Annotated in this window: 18 protein-coding genes, 1 tRNA gene and 1 riboswitch; of the genes, 14 read left to right on the forward strand and 5 right to left on the reverse strand. The window is 48.3% G+C overall.

Annotated elements, in window-relative coordinates:
* Position 1: 1 nt before the first annotated feature.
* Both lon and FYJ52_RS01345 read left to right on the forward strand, forming a co-directional pair.
* Positions 2 to 2,398, forward strand: coding sequence for an endopeptidase La (gene lon, locus FYJ52_RS01340; RefSeq protein WP_154575453.1), 2,397 nt, complete (start codon positions 2 to 4; stop codon positions 2,396 to 2,398).
* Between the two features lie 113 nt (positions 2,399 to 2,511).
* A tRNA-Arg gene (locus tag FYJ52_RS01345) sits at positions 2,512 to 2,588 on the forward strand.
* Positions 2,589 to 2,642: 54 nt separating this feature from the next.
* Here FYJ52_RS01345 and FYJ52_RS01350 read toward each other — a convergent pair.
* Together FYJ52_RS01350 and FYJ52_RS01355 are read right to left on the reverse strand one after the other, a co-directional pair.
* Positions 2,643 to 3,332: a tetratricopeptide repeat protein gene (locus tag FYJ52_RS01350; RefSeq protein WP_154575454.1), complete on the reverse strand. Its 690-nt coding sequence runs from the start codon at positions 3,330 to 3,332 to the stop codon at positions 2,643 to 2,645.
* A 5-nt stretch (positions 3,333 to 3,337) separates the two neighbouring features.
* Positions 3,338 to 3,754, reverse strand: a complete 417-nt coding sequence (locus FYJ52_RS01355) for a secondary thiamine-phosphate synthase enzyme YjbQ (protein WP_154575455.1) — start codon at positions 3,752 to 3,754, stop codon at positions 3,338 to 3,340.
* Here FYJ52_RS01355 and FYJ52_RS01360 point away from each other — a divergent pair.
* Positions 3,753 to 4,547 carry a sugar O-acetyltransferase gene (locus tag FYJ52_RS01360; RefSeq protein WP_235901462.1) on the forward strand — a complete coding sequence of 265 codons (795 nt, stop codon included), beginning with the start codon at positions 3,753 to 3,755 and terminating at the stop codon, positions 4,545 to 4,547. The genes FYJ52_RS01355 and FYJ52_RS01360 overlap by 2 nt on opposite strands.
* Positions 4,548 to 4,593: 46 nt before the next feature.
* Here the strand turns inward: FYJ52_RS01360 and FYJ52_RS01365 are convergent, their stop codons facing one another.
* The gene (locus tag FYJ52_RS01365; protein ID WP_154575456.1) at positions 4,594 to 5,097 is read right to left on the reverse strand and encodes a DUF2798 domain-containing protein; all 504 of its coding nucleotides are present in this window, start codon (positions 5,095 to 5,097) and stop codon (positions 4,594 to 4,596) included.
* A 23-nt stretch (positions 5,098 to 5,120) separates the two neighbouring features.
* Positions 5,121 to 6,530 (reverse strand): MATE family efflux transporter, encoded by a 1,410-nt coding sequence (locus FYJ52_RS01370; protein ID WP_154575457.1) that lies wholly within the window; start codon positions 6,528 to 6,530, stop codon positions 5,121 to 5,123.
* 250 nt (positions 6,531 to 6,780) lie between these two features.
* On the opposite strand from FYJ52_RS01370, the gene FYJ52_RS01375 reads away from it, so the two are divergent.
* The 9 genes from FYJ52_RS01375 to FYJ52_RS01415 all read left to right on the forward strand — a co-directional run bounded on the left by FYJ52_RS01375 (position 6,781) and on the right by FYJ52_RS01415 (position 13,448).
* Entirely contained in the window at positions 6,781 to 7,461 is a 681-nt protein-coding gene (locus tag FYJ52_RS01375; protein ID WP_154575458.1) for a hypothetical protein, read from the forward strand.
* 62 nt (positions 7,462 to 7,523) lie between these two features.
* Positions 7,524 to 7,626: riboswitch (TPP riboswitch) on the forward strand.
* Positions 7,627 to 7,670: 44 nt separating this feature from the next.
* The gene (gene thiS / locus FYJ52_RS01380) at positions 7,671 to 7,868 is read left to right on the forward strand and encodes a sulfur carrier protein ThiS (protein WP_154575459.1); all 198 of its coding nucleotides are present in this window, start codon (positions 7,671 to 7,673) and stop codon (positions 7,866 to 7,868) included.
* Positions 7,869 to 7,917: 49 nt separating this feature from the next.
* On the forward strand, positions 7,918 to 8,685 hold the full coding sequence (locus FYJ52_RS01385) for a thiazole synthase (protein ID WP_154575460.1): 768 nt from the start codon (positions 7,918 to 7,920) through the stop codon (positions 8,683 to 8,685).
* Positions 8,678 to 9,292 carry a thiamine phosphate synthase gene (locus FYJ52_RS01390; RefSeq protein ID WP_154575461.1) on the forward strand — a complete coding sequence of 205 codons (615 nt, stop codon included), beginning with the start codon at positions 8,678 to 8,680 and terminating at the stop codon, positions 9,290 to 9,292. Before FYJ52_RS01385 ends, FYJ52_RS01390 begins: the two co-directional genes overlap by 8 nt.
* A 119-nt stretch (positions 9,293 to 9,411) precedes the next feature.
* Positions 9,412 to 10,119, forward strand: coding sequence for a YoaK family protein (locus FYJ52_RS01395; protein WP_154575462.1), 708 nt, complete (start codon positions 9,412 to 9,414; stop codon positions 10,117 to 10,119).
* Between the two features lie 109 nt (positions 10,120 to 10,228).
* Entirely contained in the window at positions 10,229 to 11,578 is a 1,350-nt protein-coding gene (mgtE, locus tag FYJ52_RS01400; RefSeq protein ID WP_154575463.1) for a magnesium transporter, read from the forward strand.
* Between the two features lie 78 nt (positions 11,579 to 11,656).
* The gene (locus tag FYJ52_RS01405; protein WP_154575464.1) at positions 11,657 to 12,802 is read left to right on the forward strand and encodes an alpha/beta hydrolase; all 1,146 of its coding nucleotides are present in this window, start codon (positions 11,657 to 11,659) and stop codon (positions 12,800 to 12,802) included.
* Positions 12,799 to 12,993, forward strand: a complete 195-nt coding sequence (locus FYJ52_RS01410) for a hypothetical protein (RefSeq protein ID WP_154575465.1) — start codon at positions 12,799 to 12,801, stop codon at positions 12,991 to 12,993. The genes FYJ52_RS01405 and FYJ52_RS01410 overlap by 4 nt, the downstream gene beginning before the upstream one ends.
* A gap of 5 nt (positions 12,994 to 12,998) precedes the next feature.
* On the forward strand, positions 12,999 to 13,448 hold the full coding sequence (locus tag FYJ52_RS01415; RefSeq protein ID WP_154575466.1) for a hypothetical protein: 450 nt from the start codon (positions 12,999 to 13,001) through the stop codon (positions 13,446 to 13,448).
* A gap of 99 nt (positions 13,449 to 13,547) precedes the next feature.
* Here the strand turns inward: FYJ52_RS01415 and FYJ52_RS01420 are convergent, their stop codons facing one another.
* Positions 13,548 to 13,772: a hypothetical protein gene (locus FYJ52_RS01420; RefSeq protein ID WP_154575467.1), complete on the reverse strand. Its 225-nt coding sequence runs from the start codon at positions 13,770 to 13,772 to the stop codon at positions 13,548 to 13,550.
* A 145-nt stretch (positions 13,773 to 13,917) separates the two neighbouring features.
* On the opposite strand from FYJ52_RS01420, the gene FYJ52_RS01425 reads away from it, so the two are divergent.
* Both FYJ52_RS01425 and FYJ52_RS01430 read left to right on the forward strand, forming a co-directional pair.
* The gene (locus tag FYJ52_RS01425) at positions 13,918 to 14,235 is read left to right on the forward strand and encodes a glutaredoxin domain-containing protein (protein WP_205960724.1); all 318 of its coding nucleotides are present in this window, start codon (positions 13,918 to 13,920) and stop codon (positions 14,233 to 14,235) included.
* A gap of 184 nt (positions 14,236 to 14,419) precedes the next feature.
* On the forward strand, positions 14,420 to 15,970 hold the full coding sequence (locus FYJ52_RS01430) for a Na+/H+ antiporter NhaC family protein (RefSeq protein ID WP_154575469.1): 1,551 nt from the start codon (positions 14,420 to 14,422) through the stop codon (positions 15,968 to 15,970).
* Positions 15,971 to 15,981 lie beyond the last annotated feature (11 nt).

Genomic DNA, 15,981 nt, shown 5'->3' on the forward strand with positions numbered 1-15,981 from the left:
TATGGCCACAGAAGGAAGAATCCCAATGAAGGCACCGGTCATTCCAATAACAGAGACCGTTATCTTTCCGGGCATCAAAAACCGGATCTACGTCAATGAGACCATTGGCAATAACATTAAACAGTACATGGGTGATGCGAACACGCTGGCTGTCGGTTTAACGACAAAGGGCAACATCCCCTACGAAGAATTAAACGATTCGTCATTTTACCGTATTGGGGTGCTGTTTCAATTTAACCGGATCGAAGAAGCGAACAATGGCGGCTACATCATCGAAATTTTCACGCTGCGCCGTGTCGAGGTCTTAAGCGTTGCAGATACCCCGGATCATCAGCTCATGGCAGAATACGAAGAATATCCGGAATGGGAAGACATGACAGAAGCCGATGACGAAGAAATGACGGCTTACATTAAAAATCTGTGTAGCGAATTCTCAGAAAACTTCAAAGGTGCGGATTACTTCATGAAGGTGCTGGACCGTCAGCAGCACGTTCAGCAAATTATGGGGTACTTGGTGCCCATGATGAGCATGTCCATTTCAGAAAAGCAGGCGCTTTTGGAAATTAATTCTCAAAAACGGCGTGCCCTTAAATTCATCGACTACTTGATTAAAGAAAAGGATTCCGTGCATCTGCAGCTGGAAATCAGCAGAAAGTACGCCAGAGAAAAGGACAAGAATTACCGCAACGCCATGCTTCGAGAACAGCTTCACAACATCGAAGCGGAGCTTGGAGAAGAAGATGGCGACGAATCTCAGAGCTACCGGGAACGTGTCGAAGCGTCCGATATGCCGGAAGATGTCAAAAAAGTCGCGATGCGGGAGGTCAAGAAGCTTGAAGCGGTGCCACAGGGATCCTCAGAAATGTCGATCATTATGAACTACCTCGATTTACTCCTGGATCTGCCATGGACTTGCGAGCCACAGATGATCGACATCGAAGAAGCGAAGCGCGTGCTCGACGAAGATCACTATGGCCTCGAAAAGGTGAAGGAACGCATTATCGAACACTTGGCGGTCATGAAGATGAAGAACGACAACCAAGGCACCATTTTGCTCCTCGTCGGCCCTCCGGGAACCGGGAAGACCAGTCTCGGCCGATCCATTGCGAGAGCTCTTGGCCGCGAATACGTCCGCGCCAGCCTTGGCGGCGTTCGGGATGAATCTGAAATCAGGGGTCACCGCCGGACCTATATCGGCGCATTACCGGGCCGTATTATCAAAGGCATCCGCGACGCCAAAACGATGAATCCAGTTTTTGTTCTCGACGAAATCGACAAACTGGGCATTTCTGCTCAGGGCGACCCTTCGGCCGCGCTGCTCGAAGTGCTCGACCCGGAACAGAACAATACGTTCTCAGATCATTATCTGGAAGTCCCTTACGATCTGTCCAATGTCTTTTTCATCTGCACGGCCAATGATGCTTCCCGAATTCCGGGGCCGTTGTTGGATCGTGCCGAAATCATTGAGCTTTCATCTTACACCAATACAGAAAAGCTGCACATCGCACAAGAACATCTGGTTTCAAAAGTTATCGAAGAAAATGGGCTGCAGCCGGAACAGCTGACCATTTCGAAGGAAGCCATTGCGCGCATCATCGAAGATTATACGGCTGAAGCTGGGGTCAGAGGGCTGACCAAGCAGCTCGCGAAAATTGCACGAATGACGGCTGAAAAAATCGTCACCGGCAGCGCCGAAACCGTTTCGGTGGATGCCGACGATGTGGAAACATGGCTTGGACACAAGAAGCGTTATCATGAAAAAGTCAGAGCCCACAATGCGCCGGGTGTTGTGACAGGGATGGCTTGGACAGCAGTCGGTGGGGAAATCTTGTTCACCGAAGCGACATTCATGCCGGGCTCCGGCCGATTAATCATGACGGGTCAGCTGGGCGACGTCATGAAAGAATCAGCGACGATTGCGATGAGCTTGATCCGCTCCCGGTTTAGCGAAGAAGCGACGGGCTTCGATTATTCGAAATTTGATACGCATATTCACGTGCCGGAAGGGGCAACACCAAAAGACGGCCCGAGCGCCGGCGTGACCATTACCACAGCGTTGGCATCCTTGATTCTCGGGAAATCGGTAGACAGCCGCTTGTCGATGACGGGCGAAATCACCTTGTCCGGCAATGTACTTCCGGTTGGCGGCATTAAAGAAAAGGTTATTGCGGCGCAGCGTGCAGGTGTAAAGAAAATTATCTTGCCGATGGAAAATAAGGAAGACCTTGAAGATGTGCCGAAGGAAGTCACCGACGCACTTAAATTTGTCTACGCGGAAACGATTGACGATGTGCTGAAAGAAGCTCTCGGCGTCGAAATGCCTAAATATCAGATTCACACCAATATTCAATTGGACCCTCAGAAAAAGGAACAGACAGATTTATCAGTCATTCTTTAAAAGGATGAGATCGTTTCGATTCAAATGGGATCCGGTTTGTCGCCGAATCCCATTTTTTTTGAAATGTTCTTGCATTTTGCGAAGGGTTTTGATAACATAAGAAAAGTGATTTTGCGCTCGTAGCTCAGGTGGATAGAGCAATGGTCTCCGAAGCCATGTGTCGGCCGTTCGAATCGGCTCGAGCGCACCATTTGAAAGTTAAGCGCCGTTTGATACAAGATCAAACGGCGCTTTTTCTGTGCTTTTAAGTATATTGGACGTTTTGTAACTCCGGCGTCAGCTGTTTGTCGAGCTGCGACTCGATTGCGGATAAATCGGCCTTAATCCCGGGAAGGGGCAGATGGGCGTAAGGGTCGCCTTTAATGAGCAGGGCGTAGCATTTTTCTTTCGCTGTATTTAAATGATGCATCGCAGAAAGTAAATCGGGCGGACATCCGATGCCGCGGAAGAGGCAATGCCCAATGCGGGAGACGATGTTGGGATAATCGGGGCTTTTGGGCGTGACGCGGGACAGCGCCTGTTGGTAATACTGGAGCGCCATGCCGCCGTCTTGCACAACAAAACGGCCGTCCCGGTACATGTCGCCGAGTTTGTACAGCGCGCAGTGGTCGCCTTTTTCTGCAGCCAGGGTGAATTCACGAAAGGCTTTTTCGTAGTTGATCGGGATATTTCGCCCGTAAAAATGGCAGTAGCCAAGGTAGAGGTGGCCGCCAACTTCGCCAAGTTCGGCGGCGCGTTCGAACCATTTTCGGGCCTCTGTGTAGTTTTGGTCGACGGTAAAGCCCTCGTAATACAGTCGGCCTGCGAGGTACATGGCCTGGGCGCTGCCGTCCTCCGCTGCGGCTAAAATATCGCTTTTTAATGCGTCTTTTTCGTCCTGACCCATTGCACTGCGGTCGCAGGTCTCAAAACGCGATTTCAAGGATTTGGCCATCACGCCTACGCTCCGATGATTTTGATCAAGGCATGCTTGTCGCGCTTGCCGTCAAATTCGAAGTAGAAAATCTGTTCCCAGGTGCCGAAATCGAGTTTTCCGTTTGTCACGGCGACCACGACTTCCCGCCCCATGATGGTCCGTTTCAGGTGAGCATCGCCGTTATCTTCGAAGCCATTGTGGTGGTAACGGCTGTAGGGCTTTTCCGGCGCCAGTTTTTCAAGCCAGTTTTCAAAATCCTGGTGCAGTCCGGGTTCGTCGTCGTTGATGAAAACGCTGGCGGTGATATTCATGGCATTGACGAGGACAAGCCCTTCTTGGATACCGCTTTCTTCGAGGGCGCTTTCGACGTCTGGGGTGATATTGACCAATCCCCGGCGGGTATTAAAATGGAAGTGCAGTTCTTTTCTGTAGGATTTCATGGTGAGTCTCCTTATTGTTTTTTCTTCGCATTATATCACAGGCGGCAAATCGTTTCACAGAACGGATATTGCCCGAGGATATGCCCTGTGGTATGATGACGGTGAAGACGAACCGATTTTACAGATCGATTACGAAGTAAAAGGGAAAATTATGCGAAAAGAAAAAGAAACAGAACGGATGCTTGCCGGACAATTATTCTCACCGTTTGAAGTCGGAAAAGATGACTGGGACCGGGTGCATGCGGCGCAGAAAGCGTTTAATGAATCGGCATTTTGGTGTGACAGCAGCGCCCTGGAGGAATTGAAAAAATGCTTTGGCGCGGCTCCGGATGATTTGAAACTTACCCCGCCGGTTTATTTTGACCGGGGCGTCCAAGTATTTTTCGGAAAACATTTTTACGCGAATACCGATTTGACGATTCTCGACGAAAATGACGTCCGATTTGGCGACCGCGTGATGGTCGGTCCTCACGTCAGCATCTACACAGTGAGCCATCCCATCGATCCGGAAATTCGAAACACGGAGCTAGAAATTTCAGCGCCGGTTACGATTGGCGATAACGTCTGGATCGGCGGCAATGTGGTGATCAATGGCGGCGTTACCATCGGTGAAGGGGCCATCATCGGGTCAGGCGCTGTCGTGACCCACGATATCCCGGCACACGTCGTAGCGGCGGGCAATCCGTGCCAGGTTATCCGCCCAATCGGTGAGGCAGACCGTCAATTTTGGCAGGCACAGTACGAAGACTATCTGCGCCAATTTCAAGAATTCGATGAAAAAGCGAAACCCTAAAAAAATCCCCGATGAAAATCCATTTCATCGGGGATTTTGGTATTACTTACGGATTGGGAAAGAGTTTGTCGAAAAGCCAATGTGTAAACGGCGCGGCGAAAAACATGTTCCAGAAAAACGCCATCGGCAGATTTTTAATCACTGTTCCGACCCAGATCGCTGGCAGATTAATCGGGTTGGCGTGGGCAAGAATGAGGTTGAATAAAATCGAGGCAATCAGACTCATCGTCGGGCACATGATCGCGACCGTTCCGGCCTGGCGCATGATTCGGCAAAAATACGGGCTGTCTTTGTGGGGATCGGTGTGCCGAGCGGCGAAAGCTGCGCCGATTCGATTGCCCCAGAGACTGGAAGTGATAAAGACAAAAACGCCCATGTACGATGCTTCAATTGCAGCGCTGACAAAAACATGATTGGTCATGGTACTGAAGCCGCCGATGTTCAAATTAAAGCCCTGTTTTATGGCGATGTTGTAAACCTCCATGCCGTAGGCCATCACGTACGACATCAGTAAACCGAAAATAACACCTTGTTTTTTTGTTCTTGGCATATAAATATACTCCTTTCATCAAATTAAATTTTATTCTTGGTACGTGGTTTGGCTGGATTGCTGATGGGCGCCACACGGGGGGAAAAGGTCCATTTGAGCAGGAGAAGGGCTACTGCAGCTGCGGCCGCTTCTCCGATAGGGAAGGCCCAGAAAACGGCAGTCGTCGCCAGTGCCGAGTGGCTGAAAAGCCACGCCAAAGGCAGTGGAATAATGAGCAGTCTCAAAAGTGAGACAATCAGCGACGCATTTCCCGCTTCCAGCCCCTGAAATACACCTTGCAGCGCGATATTGACTCCGGCGAAAACAAAACCTACGCTGATGATGTGCATGGCACTGACACATAGAGATTCAGTCACCTGAGTCAGACCAAAGATTTGCGCGAGGGAGTGGGCAAAAATTTGGAGAATAAACATCCCGAAGATCATCACGGTGATGGTATCGATGAGCCCCCAACGGATGCACTGTACAATCCGATCTTTCAAACGGGCGCCGTAATTGTAGGCCGTCAGCGGCGTAATGGCGTCCCGCAGGCCAAATCCGGCGAAGAAGACAAATTGCTGGATTTTGTAAAAAATCCCGTAGGCGGTGACGATCTGCTGGGAAATGGTCCCGAAGATGATGTTGACGCCGTAAGTCATAAAGCTCATCAGCGTCTGCATGACAATGGCTGAGAAGCCAATTTGATAAATGCCGCGGATCGTCCTGACATGCGGTTTTAAAAAGGTCAGGCCCATTTTGATTTCTTTATTTTTTGTAATTTGGAACACGAGCGCCAGGACCAATGAAACAATTTGACCAATGACAGTGGCGTAAGCCGCGCCGGCGATGCCCATTGCAGGACAGCCGATCAGTCCGTAAATCATGATCGGGTCGAGGACAATATTGGTCAAGGCCCCTGTGATTTGGGCTGTCGTGGACAGCACAGTCCGTCCAGTGGATTGGAGGAGCTTTTCGAAAATTCCGTACAGGACATTGCCGAAGCAGAACACTGTGCAAATCTTTAAGTATTGCGTGCCCATATTGAGGACGACAGGATCGGAAGTCTGGGTCTTCAGATAAGCCTTAGAGCCGAAGACACCGAAGATCATGAAGACGACAGTGATAATAATACCGAGGAAAATGCCATTGCCGGCTGTTTGCGCGACGCCCTTCTCGTCTTTCTGACCGAGTTGTCTCGAGAGCATGGCGCCGACACCGACGCCGGTGCCGATGCCAAAGGCGACGATTAACATCTGAACGGGAAAGGCGAGGGTCAGGGCGTTGACGGCAAGCTCGCCAGCGTGGACGATCCCGCCGCTGTCGGGCATTCTCGCGACGAACATGCTGTCGACGATGTTGTACATCGCCTGCAGAACCATCGACAAAATAATCGGCAGTCCCATTGACAGCATCAGCTTGTCGATCCGTTCAGTGCCCATCTTGTTTTCTTTCATGCATATACCTTCTTTCTTTGATTTCTTTTCACAAAAATAGCAAATAAAAAAGCAGACAACACGGAGTTGTCTGCCAACGGAGTCACGTCTACCAGCGAAATCAAATATTATGTTCGTGACTATTTTATCGGATTGTACGCATTTGTGCAAATGATTTATTACAAAAACTGAAACAAAATTTGAGATGGTTGTTTGTTAAATTGAAAATAGATATAATGAAATAAAATTTGATTAACGGAATGGGAGTACAATGGAAAATAAAGTAAAAAATATACCGAAGGGTGTGTTGATCGGCGAGAGTATTTTTGACATCGCGTATTTATTATTTGCTTTTACCGCTTCGGCCGTTTTCTTTTCTCACGGCACAGATCCAGTCTTTTTCTGGTACGGCTGGCTGACATTGATTCTGGGCGCTGGCGATGCTTTTCACCTTGTTCCCCGAGTCGTCCATCATTTATGCGGAGACAACGATCGGGTGCAGTGGTGGATGCAGCTGGGCCTGCTCGTCTCGTCGATGACGATGACGGTGTTTTACATCATATTAGTGAGAATTTGGACCCTATTGTTCGATCCAACGTCGATCTCGTCAGTCTTTATTTTATTCGTCGCTTTGTTTGCTTTTATTCGTATCGTGCTTTGTGCCATGCCTCAGAACAAATGGTTTTCTGGCGGCGATATGAAATGGAGTTTTGCACGGAATCTGGCTTTTCTACTGTTGGGGGGCCTTGTCGCTTTTTTGTTCGCCTCAATCGGCAATACCGGCGGGTACGGCCTCTGGAAAATGGCATTGGCGATCGCCATCAGTTTTGGGTGTTATTTGCCGGTAACAATTTGGGCGAAAACAAAGCCAGCCATTGGCGCGCTGATGATTCCGAAGACCATGGCGTATATTTGGATGATCGCGATGGGATTGGCGCTGCTGAACGTCTGATGACTTAAGCAGTTGTTGCAAGGGTGCTTGCCGGATGCTGAAGATTTTGATATAATAAAAAATAATCGAATAAAGGGAGCTGTAAAGGGCTGAGAGGAAATGCAAATTTCGACCTTAAACCTGATTTGGATAATGCCAACGTAGGGAAAATATGTATGTCAATTGGCAGTCCAAAGGGCTGCTTTTTTTAATGCAAAGGAGATGAGGTTTTGGTTCAGATTAATGGAGAAGCCGTGAACGCAGCAGGCAAAACGGTTGGTGCGTATTTAAAAGAGACGGGAATCGATCCCCAGCGCGTCGCGGTTGAATACAACAACAAAATTTTAAGCAAGGAAGCGTACGATACGACGCAGATGTCAGACGATGATGTCGTTGAAATCGTGAATTTTGTGGGCGGCGGCTGCTAAAGCGCCAGATAATGGAATCAACAAAAGTGATTTAGAAGGGAGAAAAACAATGGAGAAAGATCAACTGGTCATTGGCGGTCATGCCTTTGATTCGCGTTTTATACTGGGGTCTGGAAAATATTCTTTTGAACTCATCGATGCGGCGGTCAAACACGCCGGTGCGCAAATTGTGACTTGCGCGATTCGACGGACGAAGCCGGGTGAACAGAATATTATGGACTACATTCCTAAGGAAGTTACGCTTTTACCGAACACTTCCGGCTCACGAACAGCAGAAGACGCCATCCGCATTGCGCACATGGCGCGTGAATTGGGCTGCGGGGATTTTGTCAAGCTGGAAGTTATTCCGGACACGAAATATCTGTTGCCGGACAACGCCATGACCATTGAAGCGACAAAAGTATTGGCCAAAGAGGGGTTCATCGTGATGCCCTACATGTTCCCGGATCTGAATGCGGCGAAAGCGCTGGCCGACGCCGGTGCGGCAGCCATCATGCCTCTGGGCGCGCCCATCGGCTCAAATCAGGGTCTGGCCAGCAAGGCCTTTATTCAGATTCTCATCGACGAAATTGACCTCCCGATTATTGTTGACGCAGGCATCGGCAGACCGTCTCAAGCCTGTGAAGCGATGGAAATGGGGGCAGATGCGATCATGGCGAATACGGCTCTTGCGACGGCAGGGGATATTCCGATGATGGCTTCAGCTTTTAAATCAGCGATTGAAGCGGGCCGCAAGGCGTATCACGCTGGACTGGGCCGCGTTTTAGTGCGTGGCGGTGCGCCGTCGGACCCGACGACGGGAACCTTGCATGGCTGATTTTAAACTCGTCTGTATCACCAACCGGCATTTTTTTGACGACACGACTGATTTTTTGAATCACCTCGACCGTTTGGCAGCAGCCCGACCGGATTTGATCGTTCTCAGAGAAAAAGATTTATCTCTTCAGGCGTATACCGAGCTGGCCAAAAAGGTGCTCGATATTTGTGAAAGACACGGTGTCGTCTGCGCGTTGCATACCTATGTCACGGCAGCGGTTGCGCTGAAGGCAGCAGCCTTTCACGCGCCGATGTCAGCGCTCAACACCATGACGGACACAGAGAAACAAAGCTTTAAACATCTCGGCGCGTCGACCCACAGCCTCAAGCAGGCGCATACGGCGGAGGCAGCCGGCTGTAGCTATATCACAGCAAGTCATATTTATGACACTGACTGTAAAAAAGGACTGCCGGGACGGGGACTTCGATTTTTAGCCGATATCGTACGACAAACTGAAATTCCGGTTTACGCCTTAGGCGGCATCACGCCAGACAAGCTGATAGAGGTTCGGCGTGCTGGTGCAGCGGGCGCCTGTGTGATGAGCGGCGCGATGACGTGTGCAGATCCGATGCAATATCTTGCAGGTCTGCGGCAGTTTTCTAATTAATGCGCGGACATCTTGTATTTATTAATCGGGTCTGATAAGATGTGTCACGGATAAAATGAAAAGTTTCAATGATAGAGCCTGAAAATCAGGCTCTTTTTTAGTGCAAAGGAGGCATTCTTTTGGCGAATCGACAGTCTTTGAAGAGTAAGCAGCGGCAGATGATTTCTGAAAGCTTTCGGCTTGGGGCGCTTTTGGCGTTAGTCGGCGGTTTCCTAGACGCTTACAGTTATACAACCCGCGGGCAGGTTTTTGCCACAGCGGAAACCGGCAACATCGTCTTAATGAGTCTTAATTTGTCCCGAGGTGATTTTCGCATGGCTTTGCACTATTTGCTGCCGATTTGTGTTTACGCCCTCGGGATTCTCGTTGTCAAGAACGTTGAGGATAATGCGAATCAGCACCACTTAATTGTCATTCATTGGCGTCAGATCATCATTTTCTGTGAGGCTTGTGTCTTGATGTGCGTGACCTTTATCCCGCAGACGCCGCGGATGAATCTGCTGGCCAATGTGCTCATTGCCTTTGTTTCATCCATGCAGGTGCAAAGTTTCAGAAAACTCAAAGGTCTCGGTTTTGCGACGACCATGTGTACCGGCAATCTCCGTTCGGCAATGGATCGGCTTCATTGTGCCTATCGCGACAAGAGCCGGGCCGAGCTGATCAACGGTCTTCGTTATCTTGGGATTATCTTTTCGTTTGTCGTTGGTGTCTTCATTTCATACCGCTTAACGCAACGCTGGGGCACCCACGCGATGCCTGCTGCGGTCTGCGTCCTGGTTGTCGTCTTTGTTTTGCTGGTCCGTGAGCCGCGGGAATTTGAAATGTAGGTTAATCCTGTGTCAAATTGAAAATTTTCAATAAAAAAACGCTAAGATTGACGTGTTTTTGATATAATGGTTTCAATTAATGATTACAGAACAACCGCGGAGGCGAATTATGGAAGACAAACAGTATGAATCCTTACTACAAAAGATAAAAACCCGACAAACGCTTAATACGGATGTTCTCGATGAGGTCATGCATTCGGCTGACATTGTCGCCGTGCTGGATGAAGACGATATTACGGACGAAGACCTGAAATGGTTTTTCAGCGCGAACGATAAAGAATTTTTGGCTGATGTCCTCGAAGATGCAGATGACAAGCTGCAGTCCCGTGTGGTGCATCAGCTGGACTACGACGATATCATCAAAATTTTCTCCTACATGCCGAAGGATGAAATTGCGGATATTTTAGGTGATCTGCCCATTGGGCAGCGAAAAGAACTGCTTAATATGATGAAGGCCAGCGACAGCCGAGAGCTGCGCGTGCTGCTGGGCTACCGCGACGATACAGCCGGCGGCTTGATGACCACCGAGTACATTGCCCTGTACCAGGATTTGACAATGTATCAGGCGCTGGCTAAAATTCGAGAAATTGCCCCGAAAACAGAAGTTATCAGTACGATTTTTGTTTTGAACCGAACCCGTCAGCTCGTCGGCTGGGCAGACCTTCGAGATATTTTGTCAGCAGATCCGGGCTTGACGATTGAAGATATCACAGATTCTCACGTAATCACGGTTGATCCGTTGATGGACCAGGAAGAAGTCGCGCAAGTTGTGAGAAAATATGACTTAACCGCGCTTGCTGTGGTCAACCGGCGCCATTCGCTTCTGGGGGTCATCACCGCTGATGATATCATGGACGTCATGGTCGACGAACAGACCGAAGATATCCTGCACATGGGGGGTGTTTCCGGGCAGGAAGAAATCGGCGGACCCATTGGCGTTTCGATTAAACGCCGCTTGCCCTGGCTGGTTGTCAACCTCGTGACGGCCTTTATCGCCGCATCGGCCATTTCACTTTTTGAAGGAGTCATCGAGCAGGTCGTTGCCCTTTCTTCCATCATGACGATTATTTCGGGAATGGGAGGCAATGCTGGTTCTCAAACTCTTTCTGTCGCAATTCGCGGCATCACCCTCGGCGAGATCAATTTGAAAGAGGATTGGAAGCTGGTGTTTAAAGAAATTTTGCTGGGGATGCTGGATGGTGCGCTGATCGGTTTGATCACCGGTATTATCGTGTCGCTGCGTTACGGCAATGCCTATCTGGGTGTCGTGACGATTATGGCAATGATCGGCAATCTGATTATTGCGGGCATTGGCGGCTATTTGATTCCGCTTATTCTTGAAAAAATCGGACAGGATCCGGCATTGTCGTCTTCTATTTTTTTGACGACCCTTACGGACACTTTCGGATTTTTCATTTTCTTAGGTTTGGCGAAATTGTTTTTACCACTCCTTGTGTAAAAATGAGGTGAAAAGATTGAATCCTCAGTGAAAAGTTGATAAGATAGGGCTATAAAATAAAGTGAGGACAGATGTGAAATGAAACCTTTGACGGACAAGAAAAAGCAGCGGGAAGCAAAAGAAAAGAAACGTCTTGTTTTTCCTTCGCTGTCTTTAAGTATGTCTTTCAAAAGGCAGAATAATTTGCTGCACATCTTCCTGCACGGTAAATGGCATGGAAAAAAAACACAGATGGCCCAGAAATACATCTATCGGCGCGACGGCAGCCTGCTTCGGGTGTTAGTCATCTGGTCCAATGAAGGTTCGTCAAAAGCAGCGACGGGCCTGCTGTGGCTTCACGGCGGGGCTTACGCCTGCGGCGTACCTGAACAGGATTACGGGTTGATCGATCATTTCTGCGCTGATGGCAATTGCGTCGCGGTTTTGCCGGAATACCGGCTGTCGGGAGAAGCGCCTTATCCGGCTGCGCTGGAGGACGCTTACTTGGCGCTGTATTGGATGAAAGAACACGCTGATTCCCTTAAAATCAATCCAGATCAGCTTTTTGTCGGCGGCGAATCAGCTGGCGGCGGCTTAGCCGTAGCGCTTTCGCTTTACGCCAGAGATCGACGTGAGGTTTCCATTGCGTTTCAGATGCCGCTTTTTCCAATGATTGATGATCAATATCTCAAAGAAAAGGCTAAATCCTATAGGCTTAAGGATCACGAAAAAGCGCGGCTGAAGGGATGGGAAAATTACCTTAAATCTTTTAAGAATGCCAATATCATTCCAATCTACGCCATTCCGGCACATGCTAAAATTTTAGATCACCTGCCGCCAGTGTGCACCATTGCGGGAACGGAAGGCCCGTTCTATTACGAGACGGTAAAATTTGCCAAGCGGCTCAAGGCAGCGGATGTCACGGTTTACTTCAGAACCTTTGACTGTTATTTCAAGGTTTACAATTGGCTTGAATTTCCTGACCGCAGCCATAGAGAGGCGCAGCAATTTGTGATCGACTGTTTTCGCAATGCGCAGAAAAATTATTTCGCGTCTCAACCGGCTGGGATTACGAGAAAGGCGCGCAACATCGCGAGGCGCCATGCCTTTTTTAATCGTCGGCGTCGAAGGCTGAAACAAGAAGCCGAGGGCGGGCAGGCTGTATCGAGAAACAATCATTCAGATCCGGCCCCAAATCCGGCAACGAAAGCTCAAATAAAGGAAGAAGAGGAAACGAATTCATGAACGAAGAAAGAGGAGAAGTCATGCTCCGCATGCGCGATCACCGCGAGGTGACGGGGTTTCGTTCGGCGATTGCCTATCAGCTTTTGCCGGGGGATCCGCTGATCCCTGCAGACAACGCAATGCGCAAGACCATCATGATGAACGACGAAATAATCGAAAGAAATATTGAACAGATTAAAATACACTTTTAACATCGATGAAAAAAGAACAGCCAGAACTTAAATTAATTGTTGGAGAAAATCATGGGTCTCTCATTTCGCCTGAAATGCACAGGCGTCTCGACCGCAAGATCAATACATTGATTGAGCGTATGGGGGATCCGTCAGAACCTGAGGATACACGGGAAAAGGTGAAGGACGCCCTCAATCATCTCATTCGCCAGGAAGAGATGAAAATTCAACGCGTTTTTGAAAAAGGCGACGAGGATGCGTCTCAGCTCCAGTGGAACATTGCAATGGCTTCAAGAGATCACATTGCAATTGATGAAGGCTTTTTGTATCGCCAGATGGAACGCATCCGGAGTGACAACGAATCGGCCCAGATGCTGCTCGAAAATCTCGGACGGGCCAGATGGGCGGTAACGCGTTGGGAAAGAGTGCATTTGTTAAGTGACACCGGCTTGAAGAAAAAAAGAAAGACAAAATAATGTCAGTTTGAAAAATAACACCCCGGCAGGGATTGCGACTTCAACAATCGCCATCTACTGCCGGGGTGTTTTGTGTCTGAATGGGTTTGATTTCGCAACTTAATTGGATTCGAGAGAGAAAAGCGTTTCTTCGTCATTGACAAAAAGATTGAGGTTTTCCATTTCAGCGTAGGTTTTAAAAAAAGCCGTGACCCGAGGATCGGCGTGGTCAACCGTGAAAAACAGGCCGCTTCCACAGGTGTCGTGAACGTGCACCGCGACGTTTAGGTGAGACGCGATAACTTTTTTGATGCGACTTGCATCGATAATGGATAATGCTGCCATGATCGTTTAACCTCCAATTTTAACTTGATTATAAAAAAGAAGGGTAATGGTTGTCAATGCAGAATATTGTACAGAAGTTGCGAAATCATGCCAAGACATTTATAATAAAAAATATCGAAGATATCATCGAGAGGAGCGTTGTACAATGATCAAAATATTCGGAATGGAACAATGCCCGCATTGCAGACGATGCAAGGGTGAATTTGATGCGCGGGGCATCGCTTACGAATTTATAGATATTTCTAGATTGGAAAATTTAAAGCAATTTGTCAAACTGCGGGACACTCAACCGACATTTGAAGGCATCCGCGGAACAGAACAAGTTGGGATTCCGGCTCTGGTTTTTGACGACGGCAGTGTCCGCAGAGATTGGCAGGCCTATTTAAGCGAAGTCTTTGGCGACGTGAGCCTTCCCGATGAAGCGGAAGGGGCGGCGTGTTCTCTGGACGGGTCGGGATGCTAGAATAGCATATCGGAAAATATAAGGCGTGCGGAAAGATCTGAATGATTTCTCAATAAAATTGCAAGGCGATCAAGGCCTTGCTTTTTTTATATGTTAAATTAATATTTATCTTTTTTTATCCTTTAAAGTCGTATAAAATAAAAGTTATATTAAAGAAAGACTTAATAAAGAAAGGGGTTTTAATATGTTTTATGGGACCTGGTGGTCGTTAGTGCCGCCATTGGTTGCAATCATTCTGGCATTGATCACAAAAGAGGTCTATGTGTCTTTATTTTGCGGCGTGTTTTTAGGTGCGCTTTTTGTTGGGAATTTTCATTTATGGAAGGCCTTTACGGTTTTGCTCAACACCATGGTCAAAAGTGTGGATTTGAAGATCATCATTTTTGATGTACTGCTTGGCATGATCGTTGTCTTAATGGGTCGAAGCGGCGGTACAGCGGCCTACGGACGCTGGGCAACCAAAAAAATTAAAAATAAGCGTCAGGCAGAAATTACCACGAGCCTACTTGGGGTTTTGATTTTTGTCGACGACTATTTCAACTGTCTGACTGTCGGATCGGTTATGCGCCCGGTCACGGATAAATTCAAGGTATCTCGTGCGAAACTGGCGTATATCATCGACGCGACCGCTGCGCCGGTGTGTATCCTCGCACCGATTTCGTCCTGGGCGGCTGCCGTGAATTCATACGTGCCCAAGGGCGGTGCCATTAACGGCTTTCAGCTTTTTGTGAGCACCATTCCTTTTAATTTGTACGCGATTTTGACGCTGTTTATGGTCTTTTACACGTCGGCGCGGGGAATCGATTTCGGTCTAATGGCGAAGCACGAACGCAACGCAGAAAATGGTGATTTGTTTACGTCTAATGCCGATGAATTTAAAGATGAGATGGAGCAGGAAAGGAAGAACGTCAATCCTAAAGGTACGGTGAAGGACTTGATCCTGCCAATGATTGTGATGATTGGCACGGCTGTTGGCGCGATGATTTACACTGGTTTTTTGGGCGGAGCCAAGTCGGTCACAGAAGCCTTTGCCAATTGCGATGTTGAAACGGCGTTGGTCTTCTCGATGCTTGTCACCATCGTATTCATCGCTTTTCTTTATCTGCCGAGAAAACTCATCACTTTTAGAGAAATGATGGAAGCATTGCCCGAAGGGGCTAAGATGATGATCCCGGCGATCTTAATTCTGACATTTGCCTGGACATTGAAGGGCATCACAGATCGTCTTGGCATCGGCGCATTTTTCAGCACGACACTGAATCTATCGACGACAGGTGTTGCGTTCATTCCGGTGATCATTTTCTTCATTGCGATTTTTATTGCATTCTCAACGGGGACATCCTGGGGAACATTCTCGATTTTGGTGCCGATTGCCATTTCGATTTTCAATAATAATAATATTCAGATGATGATCATCACGGTTTCAGCAATTTTAGCCGGTGCAGTCTGCGGGGATCACGTTTCACCGATTTCGGATACGACGATTATGTCGTCTGCTGGGGCACAGTGCCACCATATTAATCATGTATCCACGCAATTGCAGTACGCGATACCTGTTGTGCTGTCCAGCGGTATCGGATTTATCATTGCTGGCTTCTGCCGAAATTGGTGGCTGCCGCTGATTGTCGGGGTCTGTGTGCTTTTGGCAGTACTGACGTTGATTATGAAATACACAGGCAATAATGGCGAAAAAATTTCAAAATTTGAAAGCCGCCTTGAAAAGGGAAAGGTCTAAAGGAACCTAAA

The sequence above is a fragment of the Pseudoramibacter porci genome, assembly GCF_009696145.1.
GTDB classification, from domain to species: Bacteria; Bacillota; Clostridia; order Eubacteriales; family Eubacteriaceae; genus Pseudoramibacter; species Pseudoramibacter porci.

Coding starts and splice junctions, on each gene's coding strand:
- lon (WP_154575453.1), top strand. CDS start 2: ATGGCCACAGAAGGAAGAATCCCAATGAAGGCACCGGTCATTCCAATA.
- FYJ52_RS01350 (WP_154575454.1), bottom strand. CDS start 3,332: ATGGCCAAATCCTTGAAATCGCGTTTTGAGACCTGCGACCGCAGTGCA.
- FYJ52_RS01360 (WP_235901462.1), top strand. CDS start 3,753: ATGGTGAGTCTCCTTATTGTTTTTTCTTCGCATTATATCACAGGCGGC.
- FYJ52_RS01355 (WP_154575455.1), bottom strand. CDS start 3,754: ATGAAATCCTACAGAAAAGAACTGCACTTCCATTTTAATACCCGCCGG.
- FYJ52_RS01365 (WP_154575456.1), bottom strand. CDS start 5,097: ATGCCAAGAACAAAAAAACAAGGTGTTATTTTCGGTTTACTGATGTCG.
- FYJ52_RS01370 (WP_154575457.1), bottom strand. CDS start 6,530: ATGAAAGAAAACAAGATGGGCACTGAACGGATCGACAAGCTGATGCTG.
- FYJ52_RS01375 (WP_154575458.1), top strand. CDS start 6,781: ATGGAAAATAAAGTAAAAAATATACCGAAGGGTGTGTTGATCGGCGAG.
- FYJ52_RS01385 (WP_154575460.1), top strand. CDS start 7,918: ATGGAGAAAGATCAACTGGTCATTGGCGGTCATGCCTTTGATTCGCGT.
- FYJ52_RS01390 (WP_154575461.1), top strand. CDS start 8,678: ATGGCTGATTTTAAACTCGTCTGTATCACCAACCGGCATTTTTTTGAC.
- mgtE (WP_154575463.1), top strand. CDS start 10,229: ATGGAAGACAAACAGTATGAATCCTTACTACAAAAGATAAAAACCCGA.
- FYJ52_RS01405 (WP_154575464.1), top strand. CDS start 11,657: ATGAAACCTTTGACGGACAAGAAAAAGCAGCGGGAAGCAAAAGAAAAG.
- FYJ52_RS01410 (WP_154575465.1), top strand. CDS start 12,799: ATGAACGAAGAAAGAGGAGAAGTCATGCTCCGCATGCGCGATCACCGC.
- FYJ52_RS01415 (WP_154575466.1), top strand. CDS start 12,999: ATGAAAAAAGAACAGCCAGAACTTAAATTAATTGTTGGAGAAAATCAT.
- FYJ52_RS01420 (WP_154575467.1), bottom strand. CDS start 13,772: ATGGCAGCATTATCCATTATCGATGCAAGTCGCATCAAAAAAGTTATC.
- FYJ52_RS01425 (WP_205960724.1), top strand. CDS start 13,918: ATGATCAAAATATTCGGAATGGAACAATGCCCGCATTGCAGACGATGC.
- FYJ52_RS01430 (WP_154575469.1), top strand. CDS start 14,420: ATGTTTTATGGGACCTGGTGGTCGTTAGTGCCGCCATTGGTTGCAATC.